This is a genomic window from Actinomadura chibensis NBRC 106107, assembly GCF_001552135.1.
Classification (GTDB): Bacteria; Actinomycetota; Actinomycetes; order Streptosporangiales; family Streptosporangiaceae; genus Spirillospora; species Spirillospora chibensis.
Genome location: NZ_BCQP01000004.1, coordinates 128,353 through 154,030, shown reverse-complemented (window position 1 = coordinate 154,030; position 25,678 = coordinate 128,353). Strand labels below are relative to the sequence as shown.

At 72.0% G+C, this 25,678-nt stretch carries 18 protein-coding genes and 1 tRNA gene; 12 read left to right on the top strand and 7 right to left on the bottom strand.

Going from position 1 to position 25,678, the window contains the following annotated elements; genetic code table 11:
- Positions 1-3: 3 nt before the first annotated feature.
- On the bottom strand, positions 4-231 hold the full coding sequence (locus tag ACH01S_RS02550; RefSeq protein ID WP_067884863.1) for a 4Fe-4S dicluster domain-containing protein: 228 nt from the start codon (positions 229-231) through the stop codon (positions 4-6).
- Positions 232-243: 12 nt separating this feature from the next.
- A complete protein-coding gene (locus tag ACH01S_RS02545) occupies positions 244-1,026 on the bottom strand; it encodes a GntR family transcriptional regulator (RefSeq protein WP_067884861.1) in 783 nt (260 codons plus the stop codon).
- A gap of 202 nt (positions 1,027-1,228) precedes the next feature.
- On the opposite strand from ACH01S_RS02545, the gene ACH01S_RS02540 reads away from it, so the two are divergent.
- From ACH01S_RS02540 to lipB, 6 genes are all read left to right on the top strand, one after another.
- Positions 1,229-2,773, top strand: coding sequence for a leucyl aminopeptidase (locus ACH01S_RS02540; RefSeq protein WP_067884859.1), 1,545 nt, complete (start codon positions 1,229-1,231; stop codon positions 2,771-2,773).
- Positions 2,774-2,963: 190 nt separating this feature from the next.
- Positions 2,964-4,358, top strand: coding sequence for a dihydrolipoyl dehydrogenase (lpdA, locus tag ACH01S_RS02535; RefSeq protein ID WP_067884858.1), 1,395 nt, complete (start codon positions 2,964-2,966; stop codon positions 4,356-4,358).
- 35 nt (positions 4,359-4,393) lie between these two features.
- Positions 4,394-5,932, top strand: coding sequence for a 2-oxoglutarate dehydrogenase, E2 component, dihydrolipoamide succinyltransferase (gene sucB, locus ACH01S_RS02530; RefSeq protein ID WP_067884855.1), 1,539 nt, complete (start codon positions 4,394-4,396; stop codon positions 5,930-5,932).
- 136 nt (positions 5,933-6,068) lie between these two features.
- On the top strand, positions 6,069-6,956 hold the full coding sequence (locus tag ACH01S_RS02525; protein WP_067884853.1) for a TIGR01777 family oxidoreductase: 888 nt from the start codon (positions 6,069-6,071) through the stop codon (positions 6,954-6,956).
- A 109-nt stretch (positions 6,957-7,065) separates the two neighbouring features.
- On the top strand, positions 7,066-7,803 hold the full coding sequence (locus tag ACH01S_RS02520) for a Type 1 glutamine amidotransferase-like domain-containing protein (protein WP_067884851.1): 738 nt from the start codon (positions 7,066-7,068) through the stop codon (positions 7,801-7,803).
- Positions 7,804-7,827: 24 nt separating this feature from the next.
- Positions 7,828-8,535: a lipoyl(octanoyl) transferase LipB gene (gene lipB, locus ACH01S_RS02515; RefSeq protein ID WP_246236936.1), complete on the top strand. Its 708-nt coding sequence runs from the start codon at positions 7,828-7,830 to the stop codon at positions 8,533-8,535.
- 43 nt (positions 8,536-8,578) lie between these two features.
- On the opposite strand, the gene ACH01S_RS02510 is transcribed toward lipB, so the two are convergent.
- Entirely contained in the window at positions 8,579-9,091 is a 513-nt protein-coding gene (locus ACH01S_RS02510) for a DUF1877 family protein (protein WP_067884849.1), read from the bottom strand.
- A 235-nt stretch (positions 9,092-9,326) separates the two neighbouring features.
- On the opposite strand from ACH01S_RS02510, the gene lipA reads away from it, so the two are divergent.
- Together lipA and ACH01S_RS02500 are read left to right on the top strand one after the other, a co-directional pair.
- On the top strand, positions 9,327-10,253 hold the full coding sequence (gene lipA, locus ACH01S_RS02505) for a lipoyl synthase (protein WP_067885264.1): 927 nt from the start codon (positions 9,327-9,329) through the stop codon (positions 10,251-10,253).
- 57 nt (positions 10,254-10,310) lie between these two features.
- Positions 10,311-11,006, top strand: coding sequence for a DUF4191 domain-containing protein (locus ACH01S_RS02500; protein WP_067884847.1), 696 nt, complete (start codon positions 10,311-10,313; stop codon positions 11,004-11,006).
- A gap of 78 nt (positions 11,007-11,084) precedes the next feature.
- Here the strand turns inward: ACH01S_RS02500 and ACH01S_RS02495 are convergent, their stop codons facing one another.
- Entirely contained in the window at positions 11,085-11,558 is a 474-nt protein-coding gene (locus ACH01S_RS02495; RefSeq protein WP_067884845.1) for an RDD family protein, read from the bottom strand.
- Positions 11,559-11,722: 164 nt separating this feature from the next.
- On the opposite strand from ACH01S_RS02495, the gene glnA reads away from it, so the two are divergent.
- Positions 11,723-13,147, top strand: coding sequence for a type I glutamate--ammonia ligase (gene glnA, locus ACH01S_RS02490; protein ID WP_067884843.1), 1,425 nt, complete (start codon positions 11,723-11,725; stop codon positions 13,145-13,147).
- 73 nt (positions 13,148-13,220) lie between these two features.
- Here the strand turns inward: glnA and ACH01S_RS44260 are convergent, their stop codons facing one another.
- Complete coding sequence (locus ACH01S_RS44260; RefSeq protein WP_255220043.1) at positions 13,221-13,574, bottom strand: DUF4360 domain-containing protein; 354 nt, start codon at positions 13,572-13,574, stop codon at positions 13,221-13,223.
- A 617-nt stretch (positions 13,575-14,191) separates the two neighbouring features.
- Here ACH01S_RS44260 and ACH01S_RS43175 point away from each other — a divergent pair.
- The 3 genes from ACH01S_RS43175 to ACH01S_RS02475 all read left to right on the top strand — a co-directional run bounded on the left by ACH01S_RS43175 (position 14,192) and on the right by ACH01S_RS02475 (position 17,288).
- A tRNA-OTHER gene (locus tag ACH01S_RS43175) sits at positions 14,192-14,252 on the top strand.
- A 417-nt stretch (positions 14,253-14,669) separates the two neighbouring features.
- Positions 14,670-16,262, top strand: a complete 1,593-nt coding sequence (locus tag ACH01S_RS02480) for a TROVE domain-containing protein (protein WP_067884839.1) — start codon at positions 14,670-14,672, stop codon at positions 16,260-16,262.
- Positions 16,263-16,337: 75 nt separating this feature from the next.
- Entirely contained in the window at positions 16,338-17,288 is a 951-nt protein-coding gene (locus ACH01S_RS02475; RefSeq protein WP_148344574.1) for a DUF6461 domain-containing protein, read from the top strand.
- A 182-nt stretch (positions 17,289-17,470) separates the two neighbouring features.
- Here ACH01S_RS02475 and ACH01S_RS02470 read toward each other — a convergent pair whose 3' ends face one another.
- A complete protein-coding gene (locus tag ACH01S_RS02470) occupies positions 17,471-18,133 on the bottom strand; it encodes a DUF6193 family natural product biosynthesis protein (RefSeq protein WP_067884835.1) in 663 nt (220 codons plus the stop codon).
- A gap of 107 nt (positions 18,134-18,240) precedes the next feature.
- Positions 18,241-25,326 carry a polymorphic toxin-type HINT domain-containing protein gene (locus ACH01S_RS02465; RefSeq protein WP_148344573.1) on the bottom strand — a complete coding sequence of 2,362 codons (7,086 nt, stop codon included), beginning with the start codon at positions 25,324-25,326 and terminating at the stop codon, positions 18,241-18,243.
- Positions 25,327-25,678: the final 352 nt, after the last annotated feature.

Genomic DNA, 25,678 nt, shown 5'->3' with positions numbered 1-25,678 from the left:
CCTTCAGCGCAGGAGGTACGGCATGTTCACGGTCACGGCTCCGGTGGGACAGCGGTCCGCGCACGGGCCGCAGTACCAGCACTCGTCGACGTGCATGTACGCCTTGCCGGTCTCCGGGTGGACGGCCAGCGCGTCCAGCGGGCAGACGTCGATGCACAGCGTGCAGCCGTCGATGCAGAGGGCCTCGTCCACCGTCACCGGGACGTCGGCGCGGTGCTCCACCAGGGACATGGGGTGCTCCAGTCAGGAAGGGGGCGCGTCAGGGAAGGGGCGGCGCAGGGTGCCGCTCATCGCGATGCGGTCGCCGCGGAACCGGATGAACTCCAGGTCGACGGGGCGGCCGTCCGCGAGGTGGGTGAGCCGTTCGAGCATCAGCAGGGCCGCGCCGCGCGGGGCGTCCAGGGTCGCGGCCGAGTGCGGGTCGGCGTTGACGGCCTCCAGCGTGACCTGGGCCCGCCCGAGGCGCTGCCCGGCGATCCGTTCGAGCAGGACGAAGATGTCGTTGCGCGCGAGGTCCTCGCCCAGCAGCGGTTCCCCGAGGTCCCGCGCGATGTAGGTGAGGTCGAGCGAGAGGGGCAGCCCGTTCAGCCGCCGGATCCGCTCGATGTAGACGACCGGCTCGCGCGGCGGCGTCCGCAGCCGGGCCGAGATCTCCGTCGACGGCGTGATCAGCCCCGTCGTGCGGACCTCGTTCTCGACCTCGCCGTGCTCGCGCAGCGTCTCGGCGAGGCCGAGCAGCCGCTCCAGCCCGTGCGGGTACTTCGCGGCGACGGCGAGCGTGCCGACGCCGGGGCACCGCTCGACGAGGCCCTCGGCGCGCAGCAGGTCCAGCGCGTCCCGGACGGTGTTGCGGGACGTGCCGAACTCGCGGACGAGCGCGGCCTCGGCGGGCAGCGCGCCGCCCTCGAACCGGCCGTCCAGAACCTGGCGGCGGAGCACGTCCGCGACCTGCCGGGCGCGGTCCGCGCGCAGCCGCCGCGCGTCCGCCAGCGTGAGCCGCCCGGCGGCGGAGTTCGTCCTGGTCACGGCGTTAACCTACTAAATCCATCGGAATAGGTGAATAGAGCACGCGCTCCGCCAGGGGAAACGTCCGCGGCACCCCGCGCGACCTGCGGCGGGACGCGGCCGCCCGGCCGTTCCGCCACCCCCGCGGCGCCGCCGCACCGGCCGCCGACCCTCCGGAGGGGCCTTCGGCACCCCTTGCCGTACCCCGCGTCCAGGACGGGCAATGCTTGATCCAAAAGGGCGAAACCGGTCAACGGGAGGACTAACATCGTGCTACGTGACGAGCATCAGCCTTGACGGCGCATCCCTAGCCAGCATTGACGTCGACGCGATCGTGATCGGGGTCGCCCCGGACGGGCCCGGGGCCGCGCCGGCCGCGGGCGCCGCCGACCTCGACGCCGCGCTGGACGGACGCCTCGCCGAGGCCCTCACCGCGCTCGGCGCCGCCGGCAAGCCCGGCGAGGTCACGAAGCTGCCCGCGCTGGGCGCCGTCGCCGCCGGGTTGATCGTCGCCGTCGGGCTGGGCGAGGACCCGTCCGCCGAGGACGTCCGCCGCGCCGCGGGCGCCGCCGTCCGCGCGCTCGCGGGCACCGCCCGGGTCGCCGTCGCGCTGCCCGCGGGCTCCGCCGACGACGTGGCCGCCGCCGCGCTCGGCGCGCTGCTCGGCGCATACTCCTTCGACGCCTTCCGCACCGGCGACAAGCACAAGAGCCCGGTCGAGGAGATCCGCCTCGCCGGTCCCGGCGCGTCCGCGGCCGGCGCCGAGGACGCCGTCGAGCGGGCCCGGGTGCTCGCCGATTCCATCAAGCTCGTCCGCGACCTCGTCAACACGCCGCCGTCCCACCTGTCCCCCGAGGACCTCGCCGGGGAGGCCGAGCGCGTCGCCGGGGAGACCGGGCTGTCCATCGAGGTGCTGGACGAGAAGGCCCTCGTCGAAGGCGGCTACGGCGGCATCGTGGGCGTCGGGCAGGGCTCGGTCAACCCGCCGCGGCTCGTCCGGCTCGCCTACTCCCACCCGGAGGCGACGAAGACGCTCGCCCTGGTCGGCAAGGGCATCACGTTCGACTCCGGCGGCCTGTCGCTCAAGCCCGCCGACTCCATGGACTGGATGAAGTCCGACATGGGCGGCGCCGCCGCGGTGCTCGGCGCGCTCGCCGCCATCGCGCGGCTCGCGCCGAAGGTCGACGTCGTCGGCTACCTCGCGATCGCCGAGAACATGCCGAGCGGCACCGCGCAGCGCCCCTCCGACGTGCTGCGCATCTACGGCGGCAAGACCGTCGAGGTCCTCAACACCGACGCCGAGGGGCGGCTCGTCATGGCCGACGCCATCGTCCGCGCCGGCGAGGACTCCCCCGACCTGCTCGTCGACGTCGCGACCCTCACCGGCGCGCAGCTCGTCGCGCTCGGCACCCGCACCGCGGGCGTGATGGCGAACGACGACGACGTCCGCGAGAAGGTCGTCGCGGCGGCGGGCCGGGCCGGGGAGGCCGCCTGGGGGATGCCGCTGCCCGCCGAGCTGCGCAAGGGCCTCGACTCCGCGGTCGCCGACATCGCCAACATGAGCGGCGAGCGCTGGGGCGGCATGCTCGTCGCCGGGACGTTCCTGAAGGAGTTCGTGCCGGACGGCGTCCGGTGGGTCCACCTCGACATCGCGGGCCCGGCCTTCAACAAGGGCGAGCCCTACGGCTACACCCCGAAGGGCGGCACCGGAGCCGCCGCCCGCACGCTCGTCGCCATCGCCGAGGACCTCGCCGAAGGCGTCCTCTAGCCCGGCCGGGACGCACCCGAGACGCCGCGCCGAAAAGGACGGACCGGAATTCCGCGGGGGGCCGCCCTCCGGCGCGGACGGAGAGCAGAATAGATTTTCTCATGGCGGCGGGGGCCCGGACCGGCGCGCCCCGCCGCGCCCATGGCGCCTCGACCCACGCGGCGCCACTACCGGGGAAAGGGAGCGTCCAGTGGCCAACAGCGGCCCCTTCGACATCGTCGTCCTGGGAGCCGGCAGCGGCGGATACGCGTGCGCGCTGCGCGCCGCCGAGCTCGGCAAGTCCGTCGCGCTGATCGAGCGGGACGAGTCCCTCGGCGGCACCTGCCTCAACCGCGGCTGCATCCCGACCAAGGCGCTGCTGCACGCGGCCGAGATCGCCGACCAGTCCCGCGAGGCCGCCAAGTTCGGGGTGAAGGCGACCTTCGAGGGCATCGACGTGGCGGGCGTCAACGCCTACAAGGACAAGGTCGTCTCCACGACCGTCAAGGGCCTCACCGGGCTGATCAAGAGCCGGGGCATCGAGGTCGTGCACGGCACCGGGCGGCTCACCGGCCCGACCACGGTCGAGGTCGTCACCGCCGACGGGCAGGCCCGCACGCTGGAGGGCGCGCACATCGTCCTCGGCACCGGCTCGCAGCCGAAGACGCTGCCCGGCCTGGAGATCGACGGCGAGCGCGTCATCTCCAGCGACCACGCGCTGCGGCTCGACCGCGTCCCCGGCTCGGTGGTGATCCTCGGCGGCGGCGTGATCGGCGTCGAGTTCGCCAGCGTGTGGCGCTCGTTCGGCGCGGACGTCACGATCGTCGAGGCGCTGCCGCACCTGCTGCCGCTGGAGGAGGAGTCCAGCTCCAAGCGGCTGGAGCGCGCGTTCCGCAAGCGCGGCATCAAGTTCGAGGTCGGGACCCGCTTCGAGGGCGCCAAGCCGACGCAGGGCGGCGTCTCGGTCACCCTCGAAGGCGGCACGAACATCGACGCCGAGCTGCTGCTCGTCGCGGTCGGGCGCGGACCGGTCTCCGACGGCATCGGCCTCGCCGAGGCCGGCGTCGAGACCGAGCGCGGGTTCGTCAAGGTCGACGAGTACTGCCGGACGAGCGTCCCCACGATCTCCGCCGTCGGCGACCTGATCCCGTCGCCGCAGCTCGCGCACGTCGGCTTCGCCGAGGGGATCCTCGTCGCCGAGCGGCTCGCCGGGCTCGGCCCGGCCCCGATCGACTACGACGGCGTCCCCCGGATCACCTACTCCGACCCCGAGGTGGCCTCGGTCGGCATCACGTCGGCCACGGCCCGCGAACGCGGGTACGAGATCAAGGAGTTCACCTACGACCTCGCGGGCAACCCCAAGAGCAAGATCCTGGGGACGCAGGGCGAGGTCAAGGTGATCGCGGCCGTGGACGGCCCCGTCCTCGGCCTGCACATGGTCGGGGCGCGCGTCGGCGAGCTGATCGCCGAGGGGCAGCTCATCTACAACTGGGAGGCGCTGCCCGGCGAGGTCGCGCAGCTCATCCACCCCCACCCGACCCAGTCCGAGGCGGTCGGCGAGGCGCATCTCGCCCTCGCCGGCAAACCACTGCACGTACACGGCTGACAAGCCGCCAAGTATCTCGAAGGAGTCGCTGAGACATGCCGGTCTCCGTCACCATGCCCCAGCTCGGCGAGAGCGTCACCGAGGGCACCGTCACCCGCTGGCTCAAGAAGGAGGGCGAGCGCGTCGAGACCGACGAGCCGCTCCTCGAAGTGTCGACCGACAAGGTCGACACCGAGATCCCCTCCCCCGCCTCGGGCATCCTGACCAGCATCACCGTCGCCGAGGACGAGACCGTCGAGGTCGGCGCGGAGCTGGCCGTCATCGGCGACGAGGGCGAGGCGCCGTCCGGCGGCGGCGCCCCGGCCGCCGAGGAGCAGCAGGCGCCCGCGCAGCAGGAGGCGCCCGCGCAGCGGGAGCAGGCCGCCGCGCCGCGCCAGGAGGCGCCGCAGGGCCCGCCGCCCGCCGCGTGGCCGCCGCCCGCGCAGCAGCAGCCGCCCGCGCCGCCGTCCCCGGCGCCCGCCGCGGCCCAGCAGGCCCCGCAGCCGGCCCCGCAGCAGGCGCAGCCGCCCGCGGCGCCCGAGCCGGCGCCCGCGGCCCGGCAGCCCGCCGCGCCCGCGCAGCCGGAGGCGCCGTCCGGCGACGGCCCGTACGTCACGCCGCTGGTGCGCAAGCTCGCCGCCGAGCACAACGTCGACCTGGCGTCGGTGAAGGGCACCGGCGTCGGCGGGCGGATCCGCAAGCAGGACGTCCTTGAGGCGGCCCGCGCCGCCGAGGAGGCCGCCCGGCAGCGGGCCGCCGCGCCCGCCGCCGCCCCGGCCGCCCCGGCTCCGGCGCAGGCCGCGCCGCAGGCGCCGGTCGGGCGGCACGCCGCCCCCGCGCCCGCCGGGGCCCCGGCCGAGCAGCTCGCGCTCCGCGGCCGGACCGAGAAGATGTCCCGGATGCGGCAGACGATCGCCCGCCGCATGGTGGAGTCGCTGCAGGTGTCGGCGCAGCTCACCACCGTCGTCGAGGCCGACATCACCAAGATCGCGCGGCTGCGGCGGCAGGCCAAGGACGACTTCGAGGCTCGCGAGGGCGTCAAGCTGTCCTTCCTGCCGTTCTTCGCGCTGGCGACCGTCGAGGCCCTCAAGGCGCACCCGAAGCTGAACGCGGTCATCAACGCCGAGACGAACGAGGTCACCTACCACGAGGTGGAGAACCTCTCCATCGCGGTGGACGTCCCCGAGCGCGGCCTGATGGTCCCCGTCGTGCACAACGCCGGGCAGCTCAACCTCGGCGGCCTCGCGCAGCGGATCGCCGACATCGCCGAGCGCACCCGCACCAACAAGGTGAGCCCGGACGAGCTCGCGGGCGGCACGTTCACGCTGACCAACACCGGCAGCCGCGGCGCGCTGTTCGACACCCCGATCCTGAACCAGCCGCAGGTCGGGATGCTCGGCACCGGCGCGGTCGTGAAGCGCCCCGCCGTCATCGACGACCCGGACCTCGGCGAGGTCATCGCCGTCCGGTCGATGGTGTACCTGGCGCTGACCTACGACCACCGCCTGATCGACGGCGCGGACGCGGCCCGCTTCCTCGGCACGATCAAGCACCGCCTGGAGGAGGGCAACTTCGAGGCCGAGCTCGGCCTCTGACGTCCCCCGGCGCCTCCGGGGGCGCCCCGGCGTCCGGCCCCGTCCGCGTCCGCGCGGGCGGGGCCGCGCCGTCCCCGGCCGGGCACGGGCTGAGATTCTCATCTGCCGCCGGCGGGCGTCCGCCTAGGCTAGGCGCATGAGGGTCACCATCACGGGCTCGTCGGGTCTGCTCGGCTCGGCGCTGGCGCGGTCGCTGCGCGCCGACGGGCACGAGGTCGTCCGGCTGATCCGGCGCGAGCCGACCCGGCCGGACGAGGCGCGCTGGTCGCCCGCCGACGGCTGCGTGGAGGCGGCGGCCCTGGAGGACGCGGACGCCGTGGTCCACCTCGCGGGCGCCGGAGTGGGCGACCGCCCCTGGACGGGGGCCTACAAGCGCAAGATCAGGGACAGCCGGCTCGACGGCACCCGCACCATCGCCGCGGCGATCGCGGCGGCGAGCCGCCCGCCGCCCGTGCTCGTCTGCGGCTCCGCGATCGGGTACTACGGCGACACCGGCGGCCGCGAGGCGGACGAGGACTCCCCCGCCGGGCAGGGGTTCCTCGCCGCGCTCGTCCGCGACTGGGAGGCGGCGGCCGCGCCCGCGCGCGGCGCGGGCGTCCGGGTCGTCCACCCGCGGACGGGCGTCGTGCTGGCCCGCGAGGGCGGCTACCTCGGCCGGACGCTCCCGCTGTTCCGGATCGGCCTCGGCGGGCGGCTCGGCGACGGCCGCCAGTGGCTGAGCTGGATCTCCCTGCCCGACCAGGTCGCCGCGCTGCGCTTCCTCATCGACGCCGAGATCGACGGGCCCGTCAACCTGACCGCGCCGAACCCCGTCACCAACGAGGAGTACACCCGGACGCTCGCCGCCGCCCTGCGCAGGCCCGCGCGGCTGCCCGTCCCGAAGGCGGCGCTGCGGGCCGCGCTGCTCGGCTTCGCCGACGAGGGCCCGCTGGTCAGCCAGCGGGTGCTGCCGCGCCGGCTGCGCGACGCCGGGTTCCGGTTCGCCCACGAGGACGTCGGCTCGGCCCTGCGCGCCGTCCTGTGAGCGGTCCCGCGAGTCGTCGCCCGAGTCCCAAGAATCGTCAAAGTACGGCCCGGCTCCGTTCCGTGGCCATACGGTGACAATGAGACAGATCCGCCCACGAGGAGGATGAATGAGCACCGACGGCCAGCCGCACATCCTCGCGATCGGCGGGGGCGGCTTCGTCCCGGACGGCCGGGACGGGCTCACCCCGAGCCCGCTGATCCGCTACGCGTTCGACCTCACCGGCCAGGACAGGCCGCGCGTCTGCTTCGTGACCACGGCGGTCGGCGACGGCGCCGAGTACGTCGCCCGCCTCTACGCCGGGTTCTCCTCGCTGGACGCCGAGGTCAGCCATCTCGCGCTGTTCCCGATGCCGAACGTCCCGGACGTCCGGGCGCACCTCCTCAACCAGGACCTCGTGCACGTGTCCGGCGGCAGCGTCGCCAACCTGCTCGCCCTGTGGCGGCTGCACGGGCTGGACGAGATCATGCGCGAGGCGTGGCAGGAGGGCGTGGTGCTGTCCGGGCAGAGCGCGGGCGCGCTGTGCTGGCACGCGGGCGGCACCACCGACTCGTTCGGGCCCGAGCTGCGCCCGCTGACCGACGGCCTCGCGTTCCTGCCGTACTCGTGCGGCGTCCACTACGACAGCGAGCCGCAGCGGCGCCCGCTGCTCCAGCAGCTCGTCGGCGAGGGGACGCTCCCCGGCGGCTACGCGGCCGACGAGGGCGTCGCGCTGCACTACGTCGGGACGGAGTTCGTCCAGGCCGTGTCCTACCGCAAGGACGCGGGCGCCTACCGCGTCGAGCCGGACGGCCCCGGCACCGCGAAGGAGTCCCGCCTGGAGCCCCGCCTGCTCGCCTCGCTGTAAGGCGCAAGGCTTAAGCTGGCTCATGTGAGCGATGTGGACGTACGCGAGCTGGTGGTGGTGCACGCGGGGTTCGGCGACGCCGCCGTCCCCTACGAGGACGGGTGGGAGCTGCAGAGACGCACGCACGCGCTGCGGGCGGACGACGCGATCCCCGACACCGTCCTCCTGCTGGAGCACCTCCCGGTGTACACGGCGGGCAAGCGCACCGCCGCCCTGGACCGGCCGCTGGGCGACCCCGGCGCGCCCGTCATCGACGTCGACCGCGGCGGCAAGATCACCTGGCACGGCCCGGGGCAGCTCACCGGCTACCCGATCCTGCGGCTGCCCGACCCGGTGGACGTCGTCGGCTACGTCCGGCTGCTGGAGCGGATGATGATGGACGTCTGCACCGACCTCGGCCTGGAGACCGTCACGGTCGAGGGGCGCAGCGGGCTGTGGGTGTCCGGCTCGCCCGACCGCAAGATCGGCTCGATCGGGGTGCGGGTGTCGCGCGGCGTCACGATGCACGGGTTCATGCTGAACTGCGACAACGACATGGGCTGGTTCGACAGGATCGTCCCCTGCGGGATCCGGGACGTCGGCTCCACGAACCTCAGCCGCGAGCTCGGCCGGGACGTGACCGTCGCCGAGATCGTCCCGCTGGTGGAGCGGCACCTGGCCGCCGTGCTCGGCGCGGACGGCACGCTGCACCGCACCACGGCGCAGCTCGAAGCCGTCGCGGCCCCGGCCTGAGCGCGGGGCGCGCCCCGTCGGCGCGCTCCGTCGGCACGCCTTGTCAGCGCGCTTCGGGCGCCATCACCTTGTAGACGGCCTGGCCCTCGGTGGCGGCGGCCGCGAAGAAGTCGGCCAGGCCCCGGTAGGCGGGCTTGAAGACCCGGTCGCGGGCGGCGCCGTCGAGGCGGCGCGCGTCCTGGACGCCCGCCCGGTCCATCGCCGCCGGGTCGAACCGGGCGGCGAGCTCGCCGAACGGCGTCGCGGCCAGGTGGTCGGCGGCGGGCTTCACCCGGTCCGGGGCGAGGAAGATCACGTCCATGCCCAGCTCGTCGGCGCCGTCCTCGGTGAGGAGCCGGCCGCCGCACACGACGTCCGCCTCGGGCTGCCGCCCGTCCCACGGGTCGCCGGTGACGAGGTAGTGCATCGCCTGCCACGCCCAGCCGAGCTCGAACAGCGCGCCCGCGCCGCGCCGGCGCCAGTCCGCGGCGCCGAAGATGTGCCGGGCGATCCGGCCGGGTTCAGGCTCCCCCTCCAGCACCGGCGGCACCCTGAGGTACGACATTGCCAGACCCACTGGTCCTCCTGCTGCTGAACGCTGCTTGCGTGACGACAGGGAGTCACCCTAGAGAGATCCACTGTGGGAGATGACCGAAACACGCGAATCTGTGAACCGGACGGGGTACCGTCATACGTTCGATATCGCTCCGAGACGGCTTTGAGCCCCACCCTGGGCGAATGGGCGCCGGACGGGACGGGGCGGGCGACGGCCCGGTGTGCCGGCGGCGGAGACCGCGACGTACCCTGAACGGGTGACGACGGTGACACCAGACGGCCGCAGGCTGCTGCGGGTCGAGGCCCGCAACAGCCAGACCCCGATCGAGCGCAAGCCCGAGTGGATCAAGACACGGCTGAAGATGGGCCCCCAGTACCGCGAGCTCGTCGGCCTCGTGAAGTCCGAGGGCCTGCACACGGTCTGCCAGGAGGCGGGCTGTCCCAACATCTTCGAATGCTGGGAAGACCGCGAGGCCACGTTCCTCATCGGCGGCGACCAGTGCACCCGGCGCTGCGACTTCTGCCAGATCGACACCGGCAAGCCCGCCGAGCTGGACCGGGACGAGCCGCGCCGCGTCGCCGAGTCCGTCGCCACGATGGGCCTGAAGTACGCGACCGTCACCGGCGTCGCCCGCGACGACCTGGACGACGGCGGCGCCTGGCTGTACGCCGAGACCGTCCGGCGGATCCACGACGCCGTCCCCGGCTGCGGCGTCGAGCTGCTGATCCCCGACTTCAACGCCGTGCCCGAGCAGCTCGCCGAGGTGTTCTCGTCCCGGCCGGAGGTGCTGGCGCACAACGTGGAGACCGTCCCGCGGATCTTCAGGCGGATCCGGCCCGGGTTCCGCTACGAGCGCTCCCTTGAGGTCATCACCCGCGCCCGCGAGGACGGCCTCGTCACGAAGTCCAACCTGATCCTCGGCATGGGCGAGACCCGCGAGGAGGTCTCGCAGGCGCTGCGCGACCTGCACGAGGCGGGCTGCGAGCTGATCACGATCACGCAGTACCTGCGGCCGAGCCCGCGCCACCACCCGGTCGAGCGGTGGGTGAAGCCGGAGGAGTTCGTGGAGCTGTCCGCCGAGGCGGAGGAGATCGGCTTCGCGGGCGTCATGTCCGGGCCGCTGGTGCGGTCCAGCTACCGCGCCGGGCGCCTCTACCGGCAGGCCGTCGAGGCCCGGGGCTAGCCCGGGTCGCGCCGGGGGCTGTCGGGACGGGGGCCCGTCCGGACTATCCTGGGACTCATGTCTAAAACGCCGACGGACGGGGCCCAGGAGCGTCCGGGCCGCCTCAAGCAGATCCGCATGGTCGCGCAGGTGCTGCGGCAGGCCGACCCGAAGGCCCTGCCGATCGTGTTCGCCTCCGCGGTCGGGACGCTGGTCGTCGTCGTCCTCATCGGGCTGCTGCTCGGCCAGCTGTGGTTCTTCATCCCGCTCGGGATCCTCGCGGCCGCCGCCGTCGGCATGATCGTGTTCGGCCAGCTGGCGCAGCGGGCGCAGTACAAGGTGATCGCCGGGCAGCCGGGCGCGGCCGCCGCGATCTTGAAGAACATGCGCGGCAACTGGACGGTGACCGAGGCCGTCAGCGGCAACCGCAACCTCGACATGGTGCACCGCGCGGTGGGGCGTCCCGGGGTGGTGCTCGTGTCGGAGGGCCCGCGCGGACGCGTCGGCCAGCTCCTCGGCGCGGAGAAGAAGCGCATCTCCCGCGCCGCGCAGCAGGTCCCGATCTACGACGTGCAGGTCGGGACGGACGAGGGCCAGATCCCCGTCGACAAGCTGCAGCGCCACCTGATGAAGCTGCCGCGCAACCTCACGAAGGCGCAGGTCTCCGATCTGAACGACCGGCTGCAGGCGCTGCCGAGGTCGATGCAGATGCCGAAGGGGCCGATCCCCAAGGGCGCGAAGATGCCCAAGGGCCCGAAGCCCAAGATGCGCTGACGCGCGCGCAGGACGCTCAGGAGAGGCGCCTCTCGGGTCGAGGGGCGCCTTTTCTTCGCGTTCTTCGCGTTCTCGGCGCTAGAGGTTGACGACGGCGGTGTTGCTGGCGCGGTCGTGCAGGCCGCGGTAGTCCCGGTCCCAGATCAGCGCGGGGATGACGAGGACGAGCAGGAACGTCCGGGCGAGGGCCCAGCCGAGGCCGACCGGGCGCCCGTCCAGCCGGGCGACGCGGATGCCGCACAGCCGCTTGCCGATCGTCACGCCGAGGAACGCCGTCAGCAGCCACGCCTGGACGGCGAAGACGACCAGGGTCCAGGTGCTGCGCTCGGCCGGGTCCCAGCCGAGGGGGCGCGCCAGCAGGCTCGCCACCAGCATCGACAGGCCCCAGTCGACGAACAGCGCGACGAGCCGCCGCCCGTAGGACGCGACGGCGCCGCTGCCGCTCTCCGGGAAACCGATCCGCGCGCCCGGCCTGCCGAGGTCGACGCCCGCCGACCGCACGCCGCCGAGCCACGTCTGCGTCCAGCGCGGACCGCCCTTGCCACCGCTCATGCCCCTACGCTATCCGGTCCCTCCGCGAGCCCCGACCCGGCTCCGGGCGATGACCGGAACGGCCGCTGGAGTGACCCGTAACACAGCGGAAACATATGGGACACGGCCGGGAAACGGCTCCGCCATAGCGTGCGGATGAGCCAAGACCCGCCCAAGGAGGCTTGATGTTCAGCAGCGCCGAAGAGGTCCTGAGCTATATCAGGAACGAGGGTGTGCGATTCGTCGACTGCCGGTTCGTGGACCTGCCGGGCAAGATGCAGCATTTCACGTTCCCCGTCGAGAGCTTCGGCGAGAGCGTCTTCACCGAGGGGCTGATGTTCGACGGCTCGTCGGTCCGCGGGTTCCAGGAGATCCACGAGTCGGACATGCTGCTGCTCCCGGACCCGTCCACCGCGGTCGTGGACCCGTTCCGGCAGCACAAGACCCTGAACTTGAACTTCTTCGTCCACGACCCGCTGACCGGGGAGCCCTACAGCCGCGACCCGCGCAACGTGGCGAAGAAGGCGCAGGACTACCTCCGCGGCACCGGCATCGCCGACACCTGCTATTTCGGGCCCGAGGCCGAGTTCTACATCTTCGACGACGTCCGTTTCGAGACGAAGGCGAACGCCGGCTACTACTACCTCGACTCGGTCGAGGGCGCATGGAACACCGGCCGCGAGGAGCCCGGCGGGAACCTCGGCGCGAAGCCCCCGTACAAGGGCGGATACTTCCCCGTCCCGCCGATGGACCATTACACCGACCTGCGCTCGGAAATGGTCGCGCAGCTCCTCGACGTCGGCATCCACGTCGAGATGCAGCACCACGAGGTCGGCACCGCGGGCCAGGCCGAGATCGACTTCCGCTTCGACACGCTGCTGAAGACCGCCGACCAGCTCCAGCTCTACAAGTACATCGTCAAGAACGTCGCGCGTGCCGCCGGGAAGACCGTCACGTTCATGCCGAAGCCCCTCTTCGGCGACAACGGCTCCGGGATGCACTGCCACCAGTCCCTCTGGAAGGACGGCGCGCCCCTCTTCTACGACGAGGTCGGCTACGCGGGCCTGTCCGACAACGCGCGCTACTACATCGGCGGCCTGCTCAAGCACGCCCCGTCGCTGCTGGCGTTCACGAACCCGACGGTGAACAGCTACCACCGGCTCGTCCCCGGCTACGAGGCCCCGGTCAACCTGGTCTACTCCCAGCGCAACCGGTCCGCCTGCATCCGCATCCCGATCACCGGGTCGAACCCGAAGGCCAAGCGCGTCGAGTTCCGCGTCCCGGACCCGTCCTGCAACCCGTACCTGGCCTTCTCCGCCATGCTCATGGCCGGGCTCGACGGCATCAAGAACAAGATCGAGCCCGCCGAGCCGGTGGACAAGGACCTCTACGAGCTGCCGCCCGAGGAGGCCCGCGCGATCCCGCAGGTCCCCGGCTCGCTGCCCGAGGTGCTCGCGGCCCTGGAGACCGACCACGACTACCTCCTCGAAGGCGGCGTCTTCACCCCGGACCTCATCGAGACGTGGATCGCGATGAAGACCGAGTTCGAGATCGACCCCATCCGCCTCCGCCCCCACCCGCACGAGTTCGAGCTCTACTACGACATCTAGCCGCCGCTCCCTCGTCCGGCTGCCGGGGAGGCCGTCGTCCGCTCGCCCGCTCAGGGCACGGTCGGCGGCCTTCCTATTGCGGACAGCGCTTCCAGATGAGGTGGTAGTCCGTCCGGAGGCCTTCGTCGCCAGCGTTCATCGTGATGGAACTGACCTTCGACGGGTCGGAGGTCAGCGGGACGACTCGCAGCTCGGTGGTGAGGACGACGTACTGCTCTTGGCCGCAGGGCAGGAAGACGAGCCTTTCTTCCGGCGTCTGCTGAGTGACCTTCCAGTTGGCGTCGTAGGGGCCGTCGAAGCTGTACGAGGTCCGCTCACCCATGTATCTGTCGAAGTTGTGGGCGGCGGTCACGAAGGCTTTCGCTCGCGCGGACGCTTCCTTTCGGGCACCCGGGGCCGCTGAGCTCCCTGACCTTGACCGTGAGATGCCACGTGTTCCGGGCGGGCCGCGGCCCGGCGGCGGCGGCGGGCGGGACCGACGCCGCGGTCGCGGCGAGCGCCGCGGCGGATACGACGGAAAGGACGAGCCTTTTACGCATTCGATTCCCCTTCACTTGGGGGACGCCTGGTTCGGCCTTGACAAACCGGGAAATGCGTCGCCGGGCCCCTGGTCGCGCGTCGGCATGGAGATATGTGGCCGACCCGGACCGCGGAACTTCAGGGCCGCCGGGTGGCGGTTGGGATAGGGGCGCCGAGCATGTCGGCGGCGCGGCGGGCGGCAGCCGCAACAGCGGGAGCGCCAACTGCTCGGGGTCGTTGCCACGCACCTCGGTGATGGCGACGGCGGCCCGCTCGGCGTAGTCGACGTGGCCCTGACCACGGGACACGTGGGCGCGGGAGCGGCTCGGGAATGGCCGGAAACTCCTCCCTTATCGGCTCCGCCGCCGCATCCGCGTGGGGATATTCGGTTGTGCTCGCGTGGCCGGGCCTGGTCTCCTAGAGGCATCGTCCTTCCGGTGCGAAGGCCGCGGGCTACTTCTGCAAAAAGCCGCCCGAGGCCGACTCCGTTCTCGGAAGGGTCCACAATTTCAGAGTGTGCCCGGTGCGAAGATGAGAGTTACTTCGGCTCATAACCGAGTGGTCGCGGGTTCGAGTCCCGTCGCGAGCTCCGGCTCGTGTAGCTCAGATGGCAGAGCGCTTTCGTGCCTCTCGTCAAGCCTGATCTCGGGCACGCCCTTCATACACAACCGAATACCGCACCTCCCGGTGCGCAGGCGAACGGATACTTCGAGGTTCGACTCCTTGCAGGCCCCCCGCGTGGGCCTGTGGCCCTGATCGGCAGGGCGACTCCGTACGCCGACCTGATCTCGGGGGGAGCACATGCTTCGCGGGCGCCCGGTGCGAAGGCAACGGATACTTCATTCGACCCGCGGGTCGTGGGTTCGAATCCCACCGTCCCCGAAGGGGATGTAGCTCAACACGGTAGAGCAGCGGGATAAGACACCGTCGCCGACCTTTGATCTCGGGCGTCCCGCGAAGCATGCGAAAAGGCTCCCTCCATTCTTGGAAGGGGGCCTTGCCCATGGTGAAGTTCAACCGCGGACGACTCCGCGCTGCCGTTTCCGGGCCCGTCCGGACCGAGGCGGCGCCATCCGGGCACACCCACGAGGGCGCTCCCGGCTACGCTCGCGACGCCAAGAGCGAGCTCTTCCTCCTCGCCGTCGCGAACATGGTCGGCGAGGACGCCTTCTACGAGAGCGGCGGCGACCGCGACGCCCGTTTCCGCGGCCTGGTCCACCGGGTCGCGGTCGAGGACGCGGGATGGATGGCGGCGTTCCTGCCGTGGCTGCGCGACGGGGCCAACATGCGTTCGGCGTCCCTGGTCGCGGCGCTGGAGGCCGTCCGGGTGCGCCTGGACGCGGGCCTGAGCGGCGGCAACCGGCAGCTCGTCGCGAGTGTCATGCGCCGCGCCGACGAGCCCGGCGAGGCGCTCGCCTACTGGACGTCCACCCACGGCCGCGCCGTACCGAAGCCGGTCAAGCGCGGCATCGCGGACGCCGTCCGGCGGCTCTACACCGAGCGGTCCCTGCTCAAGTACGACGCGGACACGCGCGGCTTCCGGTTCGGCGACGTCGTCGACCTCGTCCACCCGGCTCCGGCGGCGGACAGGCCGTGGCAGGGCGACCTGTTCAAGCACGCCCTCGACCGGCGGCACGGACGGGACGAGCCGATCCCGGAGTCGCTGCGGACGCTCCGCGCCCGCGCCGAGCTGATGGCCCTCCCGGTCGAGGACCGGCGGGCGGTCCTCGCCGCCGACGGCCCCGACCGGCTGGCCCGCGCCGGGATGACGTGGGAGGCGCTCGCCGGTTGGCTCCAGGGCCCGCTGGACGCCAAGGCGTGGGAGGCGGTGATCCCGTCCATGGGCTACATGGCGCTGCTTCGCAACCTGCGGAACTTCGACGAGGCAGGTGTCTCCGACGAGGTCGCCGAGCGGGTCGCGGCGAGGCTGGCGGACCCGGAGGAGGTCGCGCGGTCGCGGCAGTTCCCGTTCCGGTTCTTCTCCGCGTACCTGGCGGCGCCGTCGCTGCGCTGGGGCCACGCCCTGGACAAGGCGCTCTCGGCGGCCACGGCGAACGTCCCGGCGTTCCCGGGCCGGACGCTCGTCCTCGTGGACACGTCCGGGTCGATGACGTCCCTCGGCGTCTCGAAGCGGTCGCGGATGACGTACGCGCAGATGGCGGCGCTGTTCGGCGTGACGCTCGCGGCGCGCGGGAACGACGTCGACCTGCACGGCTTCGCGGACGGGACGTTCCGCCACGCGGTCGGCCCCGGCGCGTCCGTGCTGCGCGAGGTCCGCCGGTTCGTGGAGCGGACGGGCGAGGTCGGGCACGGCACCCGCATCGCCGACTCGGTCCGCGCCACGTACGCGGGGCACGACCGGGTCGTCATCCTGTCGGACATGCAGACGTTCGGCAGCACGTGGGCGGGGAACGTCACCGACGCGGCCCCGGCGCACGTGCCGATGTACGCGTTCAACCTCGCCGGATACCAGCACGGCGCGATCCCGACCGGCACGGGCACCCGCCACGAACTGGCCGGGATGACCGACGCGGCCTTCCGCCTCATCCCGCTGCTGGAGGCGGGCCGCGACGCGGACTGGCCCTGGGTCCGCTGAACCGGCGTCCGCGCGCGGCGCTCGATCGCGCCGCGCGCGGACGCCCGTTCGGCGCCTCCGCCAGAATGGCTGAGCATGAACGCACCCCCTGGCCACTTAGCGCACTACCGCCGCCTCCTCGCCGCCGGTCTGGGATGGGCCGCCTGCGTCACCTGGTGCCGCCCGGAACCGGCCGCGTCCGACGCAGACGAGGTGGCACGCGGCTTCGGCGCCGACCCCGCGACCGCCGGACCAGCAAAGCCCGCCGATCTGACCATCGAAGCGGCACGGTCGCTGCTGGTCGGGCCGTTGGCGGACGGGTGGTGGCTGGCGGTGGAGCCGAACGGCCTCAGCGGCACCCGTCCGGGAGTGCTCGGCGCGCTGACCGCCGACGGCGGCACCGCCTACAGCGCGTACTGGGACGCCGGTTCCGAGTCGGAGGCGGTGCTCGCGATCGACGGCCGGGTCGCCGCGTCGTTCGAGTTGCTGGACGCCGACATCGTCCTCGGCGGGCGACCGGATCTCCTCACCCGCCACATGGGCGACCTGGAGTTCGGTGCGGGGGCCGACGTCAAGGCCGCCGCCCTGCTGCTCGGCGAGCGGGTCAGCGGCCGGCGGCTTCCCGCGTCGTGGTCGGACGCCGTCCACACCCGCTATCTGATCGGCGAACGTCCGCCGACACCGGACCACGGCGAGGCGATCGCCGCCGTGTGCCGGACGATCATCACGACCGTGGAGATCCCCGGCGACGCCACCCAGGCGATGCGCCGCGCCCTGGAGGCGCTCCAGGGCGGCCCGTTCACCGCCGCCGAGCGCGCCCGGCTGATCGACGACCTCGAAGACCTCGGACTCCGCACCCGCGCCCGCGTGTCCGCGCGGGGCCCGCTCCTGGTCGCCGACACCCTCGGCTACCTGCGCGCGGACGCGGTCGACATAGTGACGGAGGCGCTGACCCGTCCACCCGAGGAGACCCTCAAGACGATCCGCCGACACAGCACCCACCCCTGGCCCGCCCCAGTGGCCAAGGCCCTCCGCCACCTCACCTGAACCCGGACGCCCGAGCCCGCGGCGAACGGCCGCGGCGCTTGACGAGGGCCGCGCGCCCACGGGCACCCGCAGACGCTTCCACCTGCCGCGGGCGAGGTCGACCCGCTCCCCTCCGGGAAGCGCCCATACGCGGACACGCCCTCGTACGTCCCGTACACACCCGGCGAGGCGGGTGGCGGCCGTCATGGTGATCGGGATTCCTCGATCCGCGATGCCAGGAAGGAGATCGCCTCCTCGGCCGAAGGGGTCTCCTTCAGCGGTACGTCGTCCTGTCCGGCCACGACGTGCGCGCCGTCGCGCCCGCGATAGGCCTTCAGCCCGAGAAACTCATACGGCGGGGCCGCACGGCGGCTGAAGAGCAGCCGGTAATGGCTCACCACCGGATAGAGGGCACGGAGACGAGGATCGGCGTGAGCCGCCTCCAAGAGCGGCATTATCCGTTCATCGTTATCAGGGTCTTCGCGGAGCTCTCTCCATTGCAGGGCGACGAGGTCGCCGCGCTCGCGCTCGTCGGCATTGATGTCGGCGTTGACGAATGTCCACCTGGCGCCTATTTCACGCAACGCGGTACCGGAACGCCATTCGTCGATCACCTGGGCGATGGCCGAGAGGTCCCCGCCGACGCCCGACAGGACCCGGACACCGCGGCTGACCACCCAGAAGCTGAAAAGGCCGGGATCGGCGCCGGATATCACGATGAAAGTCCCCCGGTCGGACTCCACGGAGGCGGACGTCAGCACCGTCGGATCCGTTTCCGCCGGTCGGCGGACATCCAGATCGATTCCCGCCGCGGCGGCCGCCTCCAGTAGCGCCGCGGCGAGGCCCTCCGGTCGCTCCTGATTCATCCTCGGTCCTCAGTGCTCCTTGTCAGGCCCGTCTTCACGGAGAGGCTAGCCCATGCGTCGGACGTGCCGCCACGCGAACGGTCTCCACCGCGTCAGCGGAATTCCGGTTATAGCGGCTTGTCCCGTGTCCGGCGCAGCTGCCCGTTCGGGGCCACGCTCGTCGGCCATTCGGTCTCCCAGTCCGGTTCCGGGAAAGGATGGGGGGTGGAACCGTCGTAGAACGTGATGGAGCTCCATTCCCGTTGCCCGTGCCGCACCGCCCGGGCGATCCAGGACATCTCCTGCTCGGTGGCGCCCTCGCTCCCGTTCAGACCGGCTTTCCACATCTGGCTGAACGCCCCGGGTGGTTTACTCGAATGGCCTTCCAGATTTACATGCAGTTGGACGCCGCCGTCGGCGATCGCCTGCTGAACCGGTCCCTGCCAGTCGTTGGGCCCGGCGTCCGCGTGGTGCGTGAGCCCTCTGGCCTCCGCCCACTTCTTGAGTCCGGGGGCGCCGGGCACCTTCTTGAAGCCCAGCGCGAGACCGCATTCGTTGTGGACGAGGAAACCGGCGTCGGTGACGTAGTAGTTGTGGGTCTCCTCGACCTCGAAGTTGTAGACAGTGACCGTGGTCGCGAGCGTGCCCGTCGCGGTGACGGCGGCGGTGTCGCCGTTGGCCCGGACGAGCCTGTCCCCCCGCCTGATGTCGCGGGCGAGGGTCCAGCCCTTGCCGTCGACCCAGATGCGGTGATCGGGGGTGACCTTGATGTGGCGGCCCGCGGCGTCGAGGGTGACGAGCCCGGTCGTCTTCTTCTTGTAGAGGCGGGCGACGCGCTGGAGCTTGGGCTTGCCGGTGGCGGGGTCGCGGGACCAGACGCGGTCGCCGACCTTGATCTTCTCGATGGGCCTGTCGCCGTGCTCGGTGGCGATCAGCGTTCCGGCGACGAAGCACTGGGCGTGCCGCAGGGTGGTCCGGGGGCCGGTCCTGCGGACGACGTTGGCGAGGACTCTGATCAGGCGGGGAGCCTTGGTGGCGACTCTGATCCCGCGGAGGCCGCCCGCGCCGGGAATGGGGATGCCCACCACTTCACCGACGACCTTGGAGACCTTGTACACCTTGGATTTGGGGTCGCCGCCGATCGGTACGTGGACAGGCTCGGGTTCCTCGGTGGTTTGACCGACCATCCCGCAGGCGGCGGCGTTCCCGGCCTTGCAGTAGGGCGCGGCGGTCGCGCCGGCCATGGCGTTGCTGAGCTGGCCGGGGAACTGGAAGATCTCGACGGCCTCGGTGACGGCGCCGTCCACGAAGCCGTTGAAGCCGTTGACGACGACGCCGGCCGGGCCCTTCTGCCACCACTTCTTCTTCTTGACGGGCGGGGGCGAGGTGCCGCCGCCCTTGTTCGCCGGGCTGGGGCCGCTGTCGCAGTTCTTCCCCGAGTAGTAGCACTCGGTGTTGCCGGTGAGGGGACCGTCGGTCCCCTCGGGGTCGGCGCTGGTGGGGACGTTGTTGTCGGCGTAGGCGTAGCCGTTCCAGCTCTGCGGCCAGCCGATGTCGAACTCCGGGTCGACCGTGGTGAAGCGTCCGGTGTTCGGGTCGTATTCTCGGGCTCCCAGATGGGTGAGCGAGGTGGTGTCCTTGGTGCCGCCGACGAAGCCCTTGTCCATGCCGGCGGGCCAGGCGCCGGTGGTGCCGCGTTCCTGGCCGAACGGGGTGGTGCGGCGCTGGGACGACTGCCCGCCCGAGGCGCCGATGGCGATGAGGCTCGTGCCCTGGTGGTCGGGCGCCAGGAAGGTCACGCCCGCGGCGGTGCGGGTGGCGATCGTCTGCCCGCCGTGGTCGTAGTAGCGGGTGGCGGTCGGCTGGGCGGCGCCGGTGGGAAGTTTGACCTCCATGCCGGGCAGGTAGAGCGTGACGCCGGTGGCGTCGCGTTTGATCAGGCGCTCTCCGTCGGTGTCGTAGACGAAGCTGTGGTTCTCGTCGGGCTTGCCGGTCTCCTGCTGGGTGATGGAGCTGATCTCGCCTTCGGGGTCGTAGGCGAAGGTCTGGGTGCGTGTCTTGGTGGCGCCGTTGTCGGTGTAGGTGTGGGTCCGGGCGGTGGTGTTGCCGGTCTTGTCGTAGGCGTACGTCTCGGTGCCGGGCCCGCCGCTGTAGGGGCTGGTGCCGGTCTGGGCGACCTTGGCGAGCTGGTGGCCCTTGTAGCCGGTGACGTCCGGGTCGGAGGCGTAGTCGTAGCCGCGGGTGGTGGTCTGGACGGCACCGTCCGGGTTCTTGTGGTACTGGGTCTCGTCGGTGCGGCTGCCGTCGGTGGCGTACCGGTAGGTGAACCTGTAGGGCGCGGGGCCGCCGATGGTGGGGGCGGCGCCGTCGGACGGGCAGGCGGCCGCGCTCTGCGACCAGGCGTCGGTGAGGCGGCGCAGGTGGTCGTAGCGGAAGCACTGGGTGTCCTGCCCGGCGGGCGAGGCGTCCGCGATCTGGCGGATGTTCCCGGCGTCGTCGTAGGTGTAGGCGGCGTCGAGGTCGGGCGTGGTCGCCGCGTCCTGGCGGGTGACCTGGAACTTGGAGACCCGCTGCGTGACGGCCTGGTACTGGTAGGTCAGCCACGCCTTCTTCTGCCCGGCGCTCAGCTCGTACTGGAGGGGTTTGCCGGTGGGCGAATAGGTGCTGCCGGACACGTAGCCGGAGAGGCCGCCGAGCGTGGTGGGACGGGTCAGGTCGTCGTACCCGTGGGAGAGGGTCTCGGCGGGCAGGTCCCCGGCGGCGGGCAGCGTGCTGGTCTTGAGGGTGCCGTCCGCGTTGTACGTGCTGGAGTAGGTGAACTGCGTACCCAGGCCCTCGGAGCCGGGGACGGTGAAGGTCGTGCTGGTGGGCCGGTACAGGTTGTCGTAGCCGCCGATGGTGGTCGTGTAGTCGGCGGTGTCTCCGTTGCGGTCCTTGGCCTTGCGGGTGCTGGACGTCAACTGCCCCTTGGCGAGGGTGTCGTAGACGTTGCTCGTCAGGACGTTCCCGGAGCCGTCGGTCGTCCGGGTGACGCGGCCGAGCGGGTCGTAGTGGGTGGTGACCTTCTGCTCGCGGGCGTCGGTGACGGTGGTGAGCCGGTCCAGCTCGTCGTAGGCGTAGGTGGAGACGCCCTTGTCGGGGTCGTCGGTCTTGATCTTGCGCCCGGCCTGGTCGTAGGTGGACGTCCAGGTGGCCGCGGGGTCGCCGGGGGTCTTGCTGTTCACCGGGCCCGTGACGGTCTTGATCTGGCCGCCGGGCGCGTAGGTGTAGCGGGTGACGTCGTAGTCGTCCCCGGTCGGCGAGTCGGCGCGGTACTGCCGCAGTTCGGTCGTCTGGCCGCGGGCGTTCGCGTACGTGGTGCTGGGGGTGCCGCCCTGGGGCGGGTCGACGGTGACGCGGCCGCCACCGTAGCTGGTGGTGGTGGCCCACAGCTGCGGGCCGTCGCCGCCCCCTTTGACCAGTGCCGCCTTGGTGACACGGCCCAGCCCGTCGTAGGTGTACTCGGTCTGGGACTCGATGTCGGACGGCTGCGACGCCGCCCACAGCGACGGGCTGGGGGCGCCGTCCGCGTAGTAGGGCGCGTAGACCCGGTGCGGCTGACCGATGCCGTTGTACAGCGTCTCGGAGACGATCTTGTCGCCGCCGGGGCCGTGGACCTGCTCCTGCCGGGGCCGCAGCAGCCCGTCGTACAGCGTGTAGGTGGGCGGCCGCTGCGCGCCGGCGGCGGTCAGCGTCCGGGTGCCGACCGCGACGATCTTCCCGTCCGCGACCTGGTAGCTGTATTCGAGGCTGGGCGTGGCGGTCGCCTTCGGACGGTCGGGGAACCACACCTTGGCCACGCGGCCGAGGGCGTCGTAGGTGACGTCGGTGCGCTTGCCCGCCGGGTCGGTCGTGGCCAGGGGGCGACCGGACGCCGGTTCGTAGTCGGTGACGGTGGTGTGCGCGCTCCCCGGGTCGCCCGCGTTGACCTGGGGGCTCGTCACCCGGGTCCGGCGGGTGAGCCCGTCCTGGTCGGTGTACGCCGTGGTGGTGGGCTGGCCCTTGGCGTCGGTCACCGTCGTCGGCCGCCCGAACCGGTCGTACTCGGTCGAGACCGTCCGCTGGTAGGTGGGGTTGGTGCCGTCGTGCGCGACGAGCCGTTCGACGACGGTCGCGTTCCCGCGCGTCGGCGCGACGTTCCAGCCGTTCCCGTCGTAGGACGTGCGGACGTCGGAGATCACCTGTCCGGGCTGGCCGTCGTCCTTCGTCTTCCGGTCCGGCGTGACGGAGCACTTCACGGCGACGGTGTCGACCCGGTTGGGGTAGGCCAGGAGCCAGCCGGACGTGTTGTCCTTGTAGGTGGTGCGGGTGCAGCGGTCGTCGGCGGGGTCGGCGACGTCGCCGAGGTCTTCGCTGATCGTGACGCGGCCGACGGTGACGCTGGTGCCGCCGTTGCCGTCGGTGTCGAAGGTGTTGTCGACGCGGGTCTCCCGCCAGCCGCCGCCGTCCATCGCGGTGAACGTGCGGGTGCGGGCGGTGCCGGTGACGTTCGCGGTGACCGTCCCCCAGTCCCGGGTCCGGGACGCGGTCTGGTACCGCCACGGCGTGTTGACCTGCTTGCTGACCACGGGACCGGCCGGCCCGTTGTAGGTGACGGTGCGGTACGCGGAACCGGCCCAGGCGTCGTGGTCGGTGATCGTGCCGCCTTCGCCGTCCGGGACGGTGACGTTCTTGGTCCCGCCGCCGGGAGCGGCGCGGTCGCCGTCCATGCCGCGCAGGTAGTAGGTGTCGGTCCGGGTGGACGGGGCGCCGGGGGCGCCGGTGGTGACCCGCACCAGCCCGTAGCCGCGCCACTGCGACCAGGTCTTGTTCTTCTCCCGGGTCAGGCCGTCGTCATCGTCGTAATGCCAGGCGGCGCCGTCGAGGTACTCGTACCGGGTGGCCTTGTCGGGGGCGCCGCCGGTGCGGTCCCTCTGCACGACCCCGGTGACGACGTAGGTGTTGAACCAGTCGGTGAACGGTGTGGACTGGTTCGGCAGTTGCCACACGAGGGGATAACAGCGCTTGGTGTTGCTCTCCGGCTGGGGCAGCGATGTGCGGGAGCATTCCTGCCCCGAGTAGTCGACGTCGAGTTCGCCGCCGGACTCGTCGAAGATCTTGCTGACGCGGTAGCGGGTGTAGGCGGGCAGGCCGTCGCCCGCCTGGTCCACGCGGTTGTCCCTCGGGACATGGTTGAACGTCACCTTGGGCAGCGCGATGTCGTCGGCCGCGGTGGCTCCGGCGTGCCCGGTGTGCTGGATCTCCTTGAGGAGCAGGTCGCGTTCGTCGGTGACGGCGCCCCACTGGTGGTCCAGCGTCCAGGAGTCGATCGATCGGTAGCCGAAGCCGGAGCCCCGGTTGATCTGCGCGGTGATCTTCTTGAGCCGGTAGCGCGACCAGAAGGTGGGGCTGGTGGAGCCGTGGCCGTCCTTGCATTCGGTGCCGGCCTTGCAGTTCATGTCCCACGGCGTGTCCCGCCACTGCTCGGGGCTGGTGTCGATCTTGGCGGGGGCGCAGTCGAAGGTGGCGGTGGGAAGGCACCGCTCGGCCTTGTCGAACAGGAGCCGGGCCGGGGGCGCGCCCGCGAACACGTTGTCGCCGCGCAGCCCGTACTCGACCGACTTGAGGTAGCCGCCGCGGGTGTAGAGGGTGGCGTCGGCCGGTTTCAGGTTGCGGCCGTAGTAGTTGGTCTCCTTGTCGTACAGGTAGATGGCGGCGTTGTCGTCGGGGTCGACGACCATGTCCAGGTTCCAGCGCCACGCCTGCTGGCACCACGAGTCGGCGAACCCGGAGTCCTGGTGGCAGGGCTCTTTGGGGTCGTTGCCGAACACCGGGACCGTCCACGCCGAGTTGCTCTCGGGGCCGCCGGAGCCGTAGCCGGGCAGGTGGTTGAGGCCGAAGTAGTAGCGGGTCCCGTCGGTCGTGGTGACCTTCCAGTACTCGCCCTCCTTGTCGCCGTTGCCGGTGTCGAGCGAGGCCAGCTTCTCGAACCTCGTGCCGTCGTCGTTCTTCAGCCGCCACGTGCCGTCGGAGCCCTTGACCAGCTCGCCGCCCTTGCCGTTCCAGGTGACGGTCGCGTTCTCATAGCCCCAGCACAGGTCGCCCGGGGACCTGCCCTGCGGGTCCTTGGGCGCGCCGTCCTCGGCGCACGGCTTGTAGCGCTGCTCGATGAAACCCGGCCAGTAGTCGAAACCCTCGCCCACCCAGGACGGCTGGCCGTTGGTGTTGACCGTCCGGCCGTCCACGCTCTGCGACGAGTAGCTGAGGCCGACGCCCGGCTCCAGCCCGCCCGGGACCGGCGGCGCCTTCAACGGGTACGACCAGGTGAAGTCGCCGGTGCTCCCGGACGTCGTCCAGGTCGCGGACGGGTCCAGCGTCGTCGCCGAGTAGTCGCCCTGCGGCCCTTCGGGCGCGGCGACCGCCGCCAGCACCGTCGGGGCGCCGGACGCGGTGGCCACGTCCGCGGTGAGGGTGCGGGTCTCGCCGTCGTTGGACGCCGGGATCGGGATGGTGGTCCGGCATTGCGGCGAGGCCGGGGCCGTCACGGCGCACGACGGCAGTTGGACGAGCCGCAACCGGGTGCCGTAGGAGCCGCCGAACGCCTGCGCGAACGCGGAGTAGTCCACCCGGACGCCGACCCGACCCGGCACGCCCCTCTTCGCGGGGGTCAGGGTGAACAGGAACCCCTCGACCCCGGCTCGCCGGGCGGCGTCGCGGTCCGGCACCGCGACGGTCACCGGCCCCTTCGCGACCGGACGCGCCGCCGCGCCCTTGGCCGCCGGTCCCGGTGGCGCCAGCGCGACCGGCAGCCTCTTGGCCCATGCCAGGTTTTGGGACGTTCCGGACCGTCCGGCCTGACGGCCCGGCGCGGTCACCTCCGCCGTCCCCGGCTTCGGCCACGCCGCCTTCGCCGCCGGCGTCGGCTTCGCCGCCGGGTCCGGCGTGCGGGGCCGGGCCTTCAGCGGCCCGCCGTCCACCTTGCGTTCGTGGTCGGCGGCCTCGGGGCGCCCGCCGCGCGGGGAGTCCGCCTGCGCGGCGGGCACCGTGGCCAGGCCCGCGGCCAAGACCACGGTCGTTCCCGCCGCCGCGGTCCGCAGCAGCCGTCCCACGCGGAGCAGCGGCCGCCGGGCCGTCCCCACCGGATCCGGGGACGCGTGGCCCTTCCAGGCTGACATCGGCTGCGGCAACAACGGCACGTCGCTTCTCCTCGCGGGTCGAGGGACGCGAGACGCGCCATTGTGGACGCCTCACGAACACGCCAGCAGTGATCACCTTCGACAATGCGGGGCGAAAGGTTCTTGATCAAGACCACAATCGGTGACAGCCGGTGACGCCCACCCGAAACAGCAGGACAGAGACAAGATCAGGACCATTTTCGGACACCATGTCAACCGGCCCGGCGACAGCGGCGTCCGCACGCGCAGAAATATGTCGCATCGAGATCTGGACAACGTGGGTGACTCCAATATCAGAACTGGTCAGCACTGTTCTTGCCGGGACTCCGGCGAAATGTGATGATCATGGCGACCTGGTTCGCGTCACCCCGCT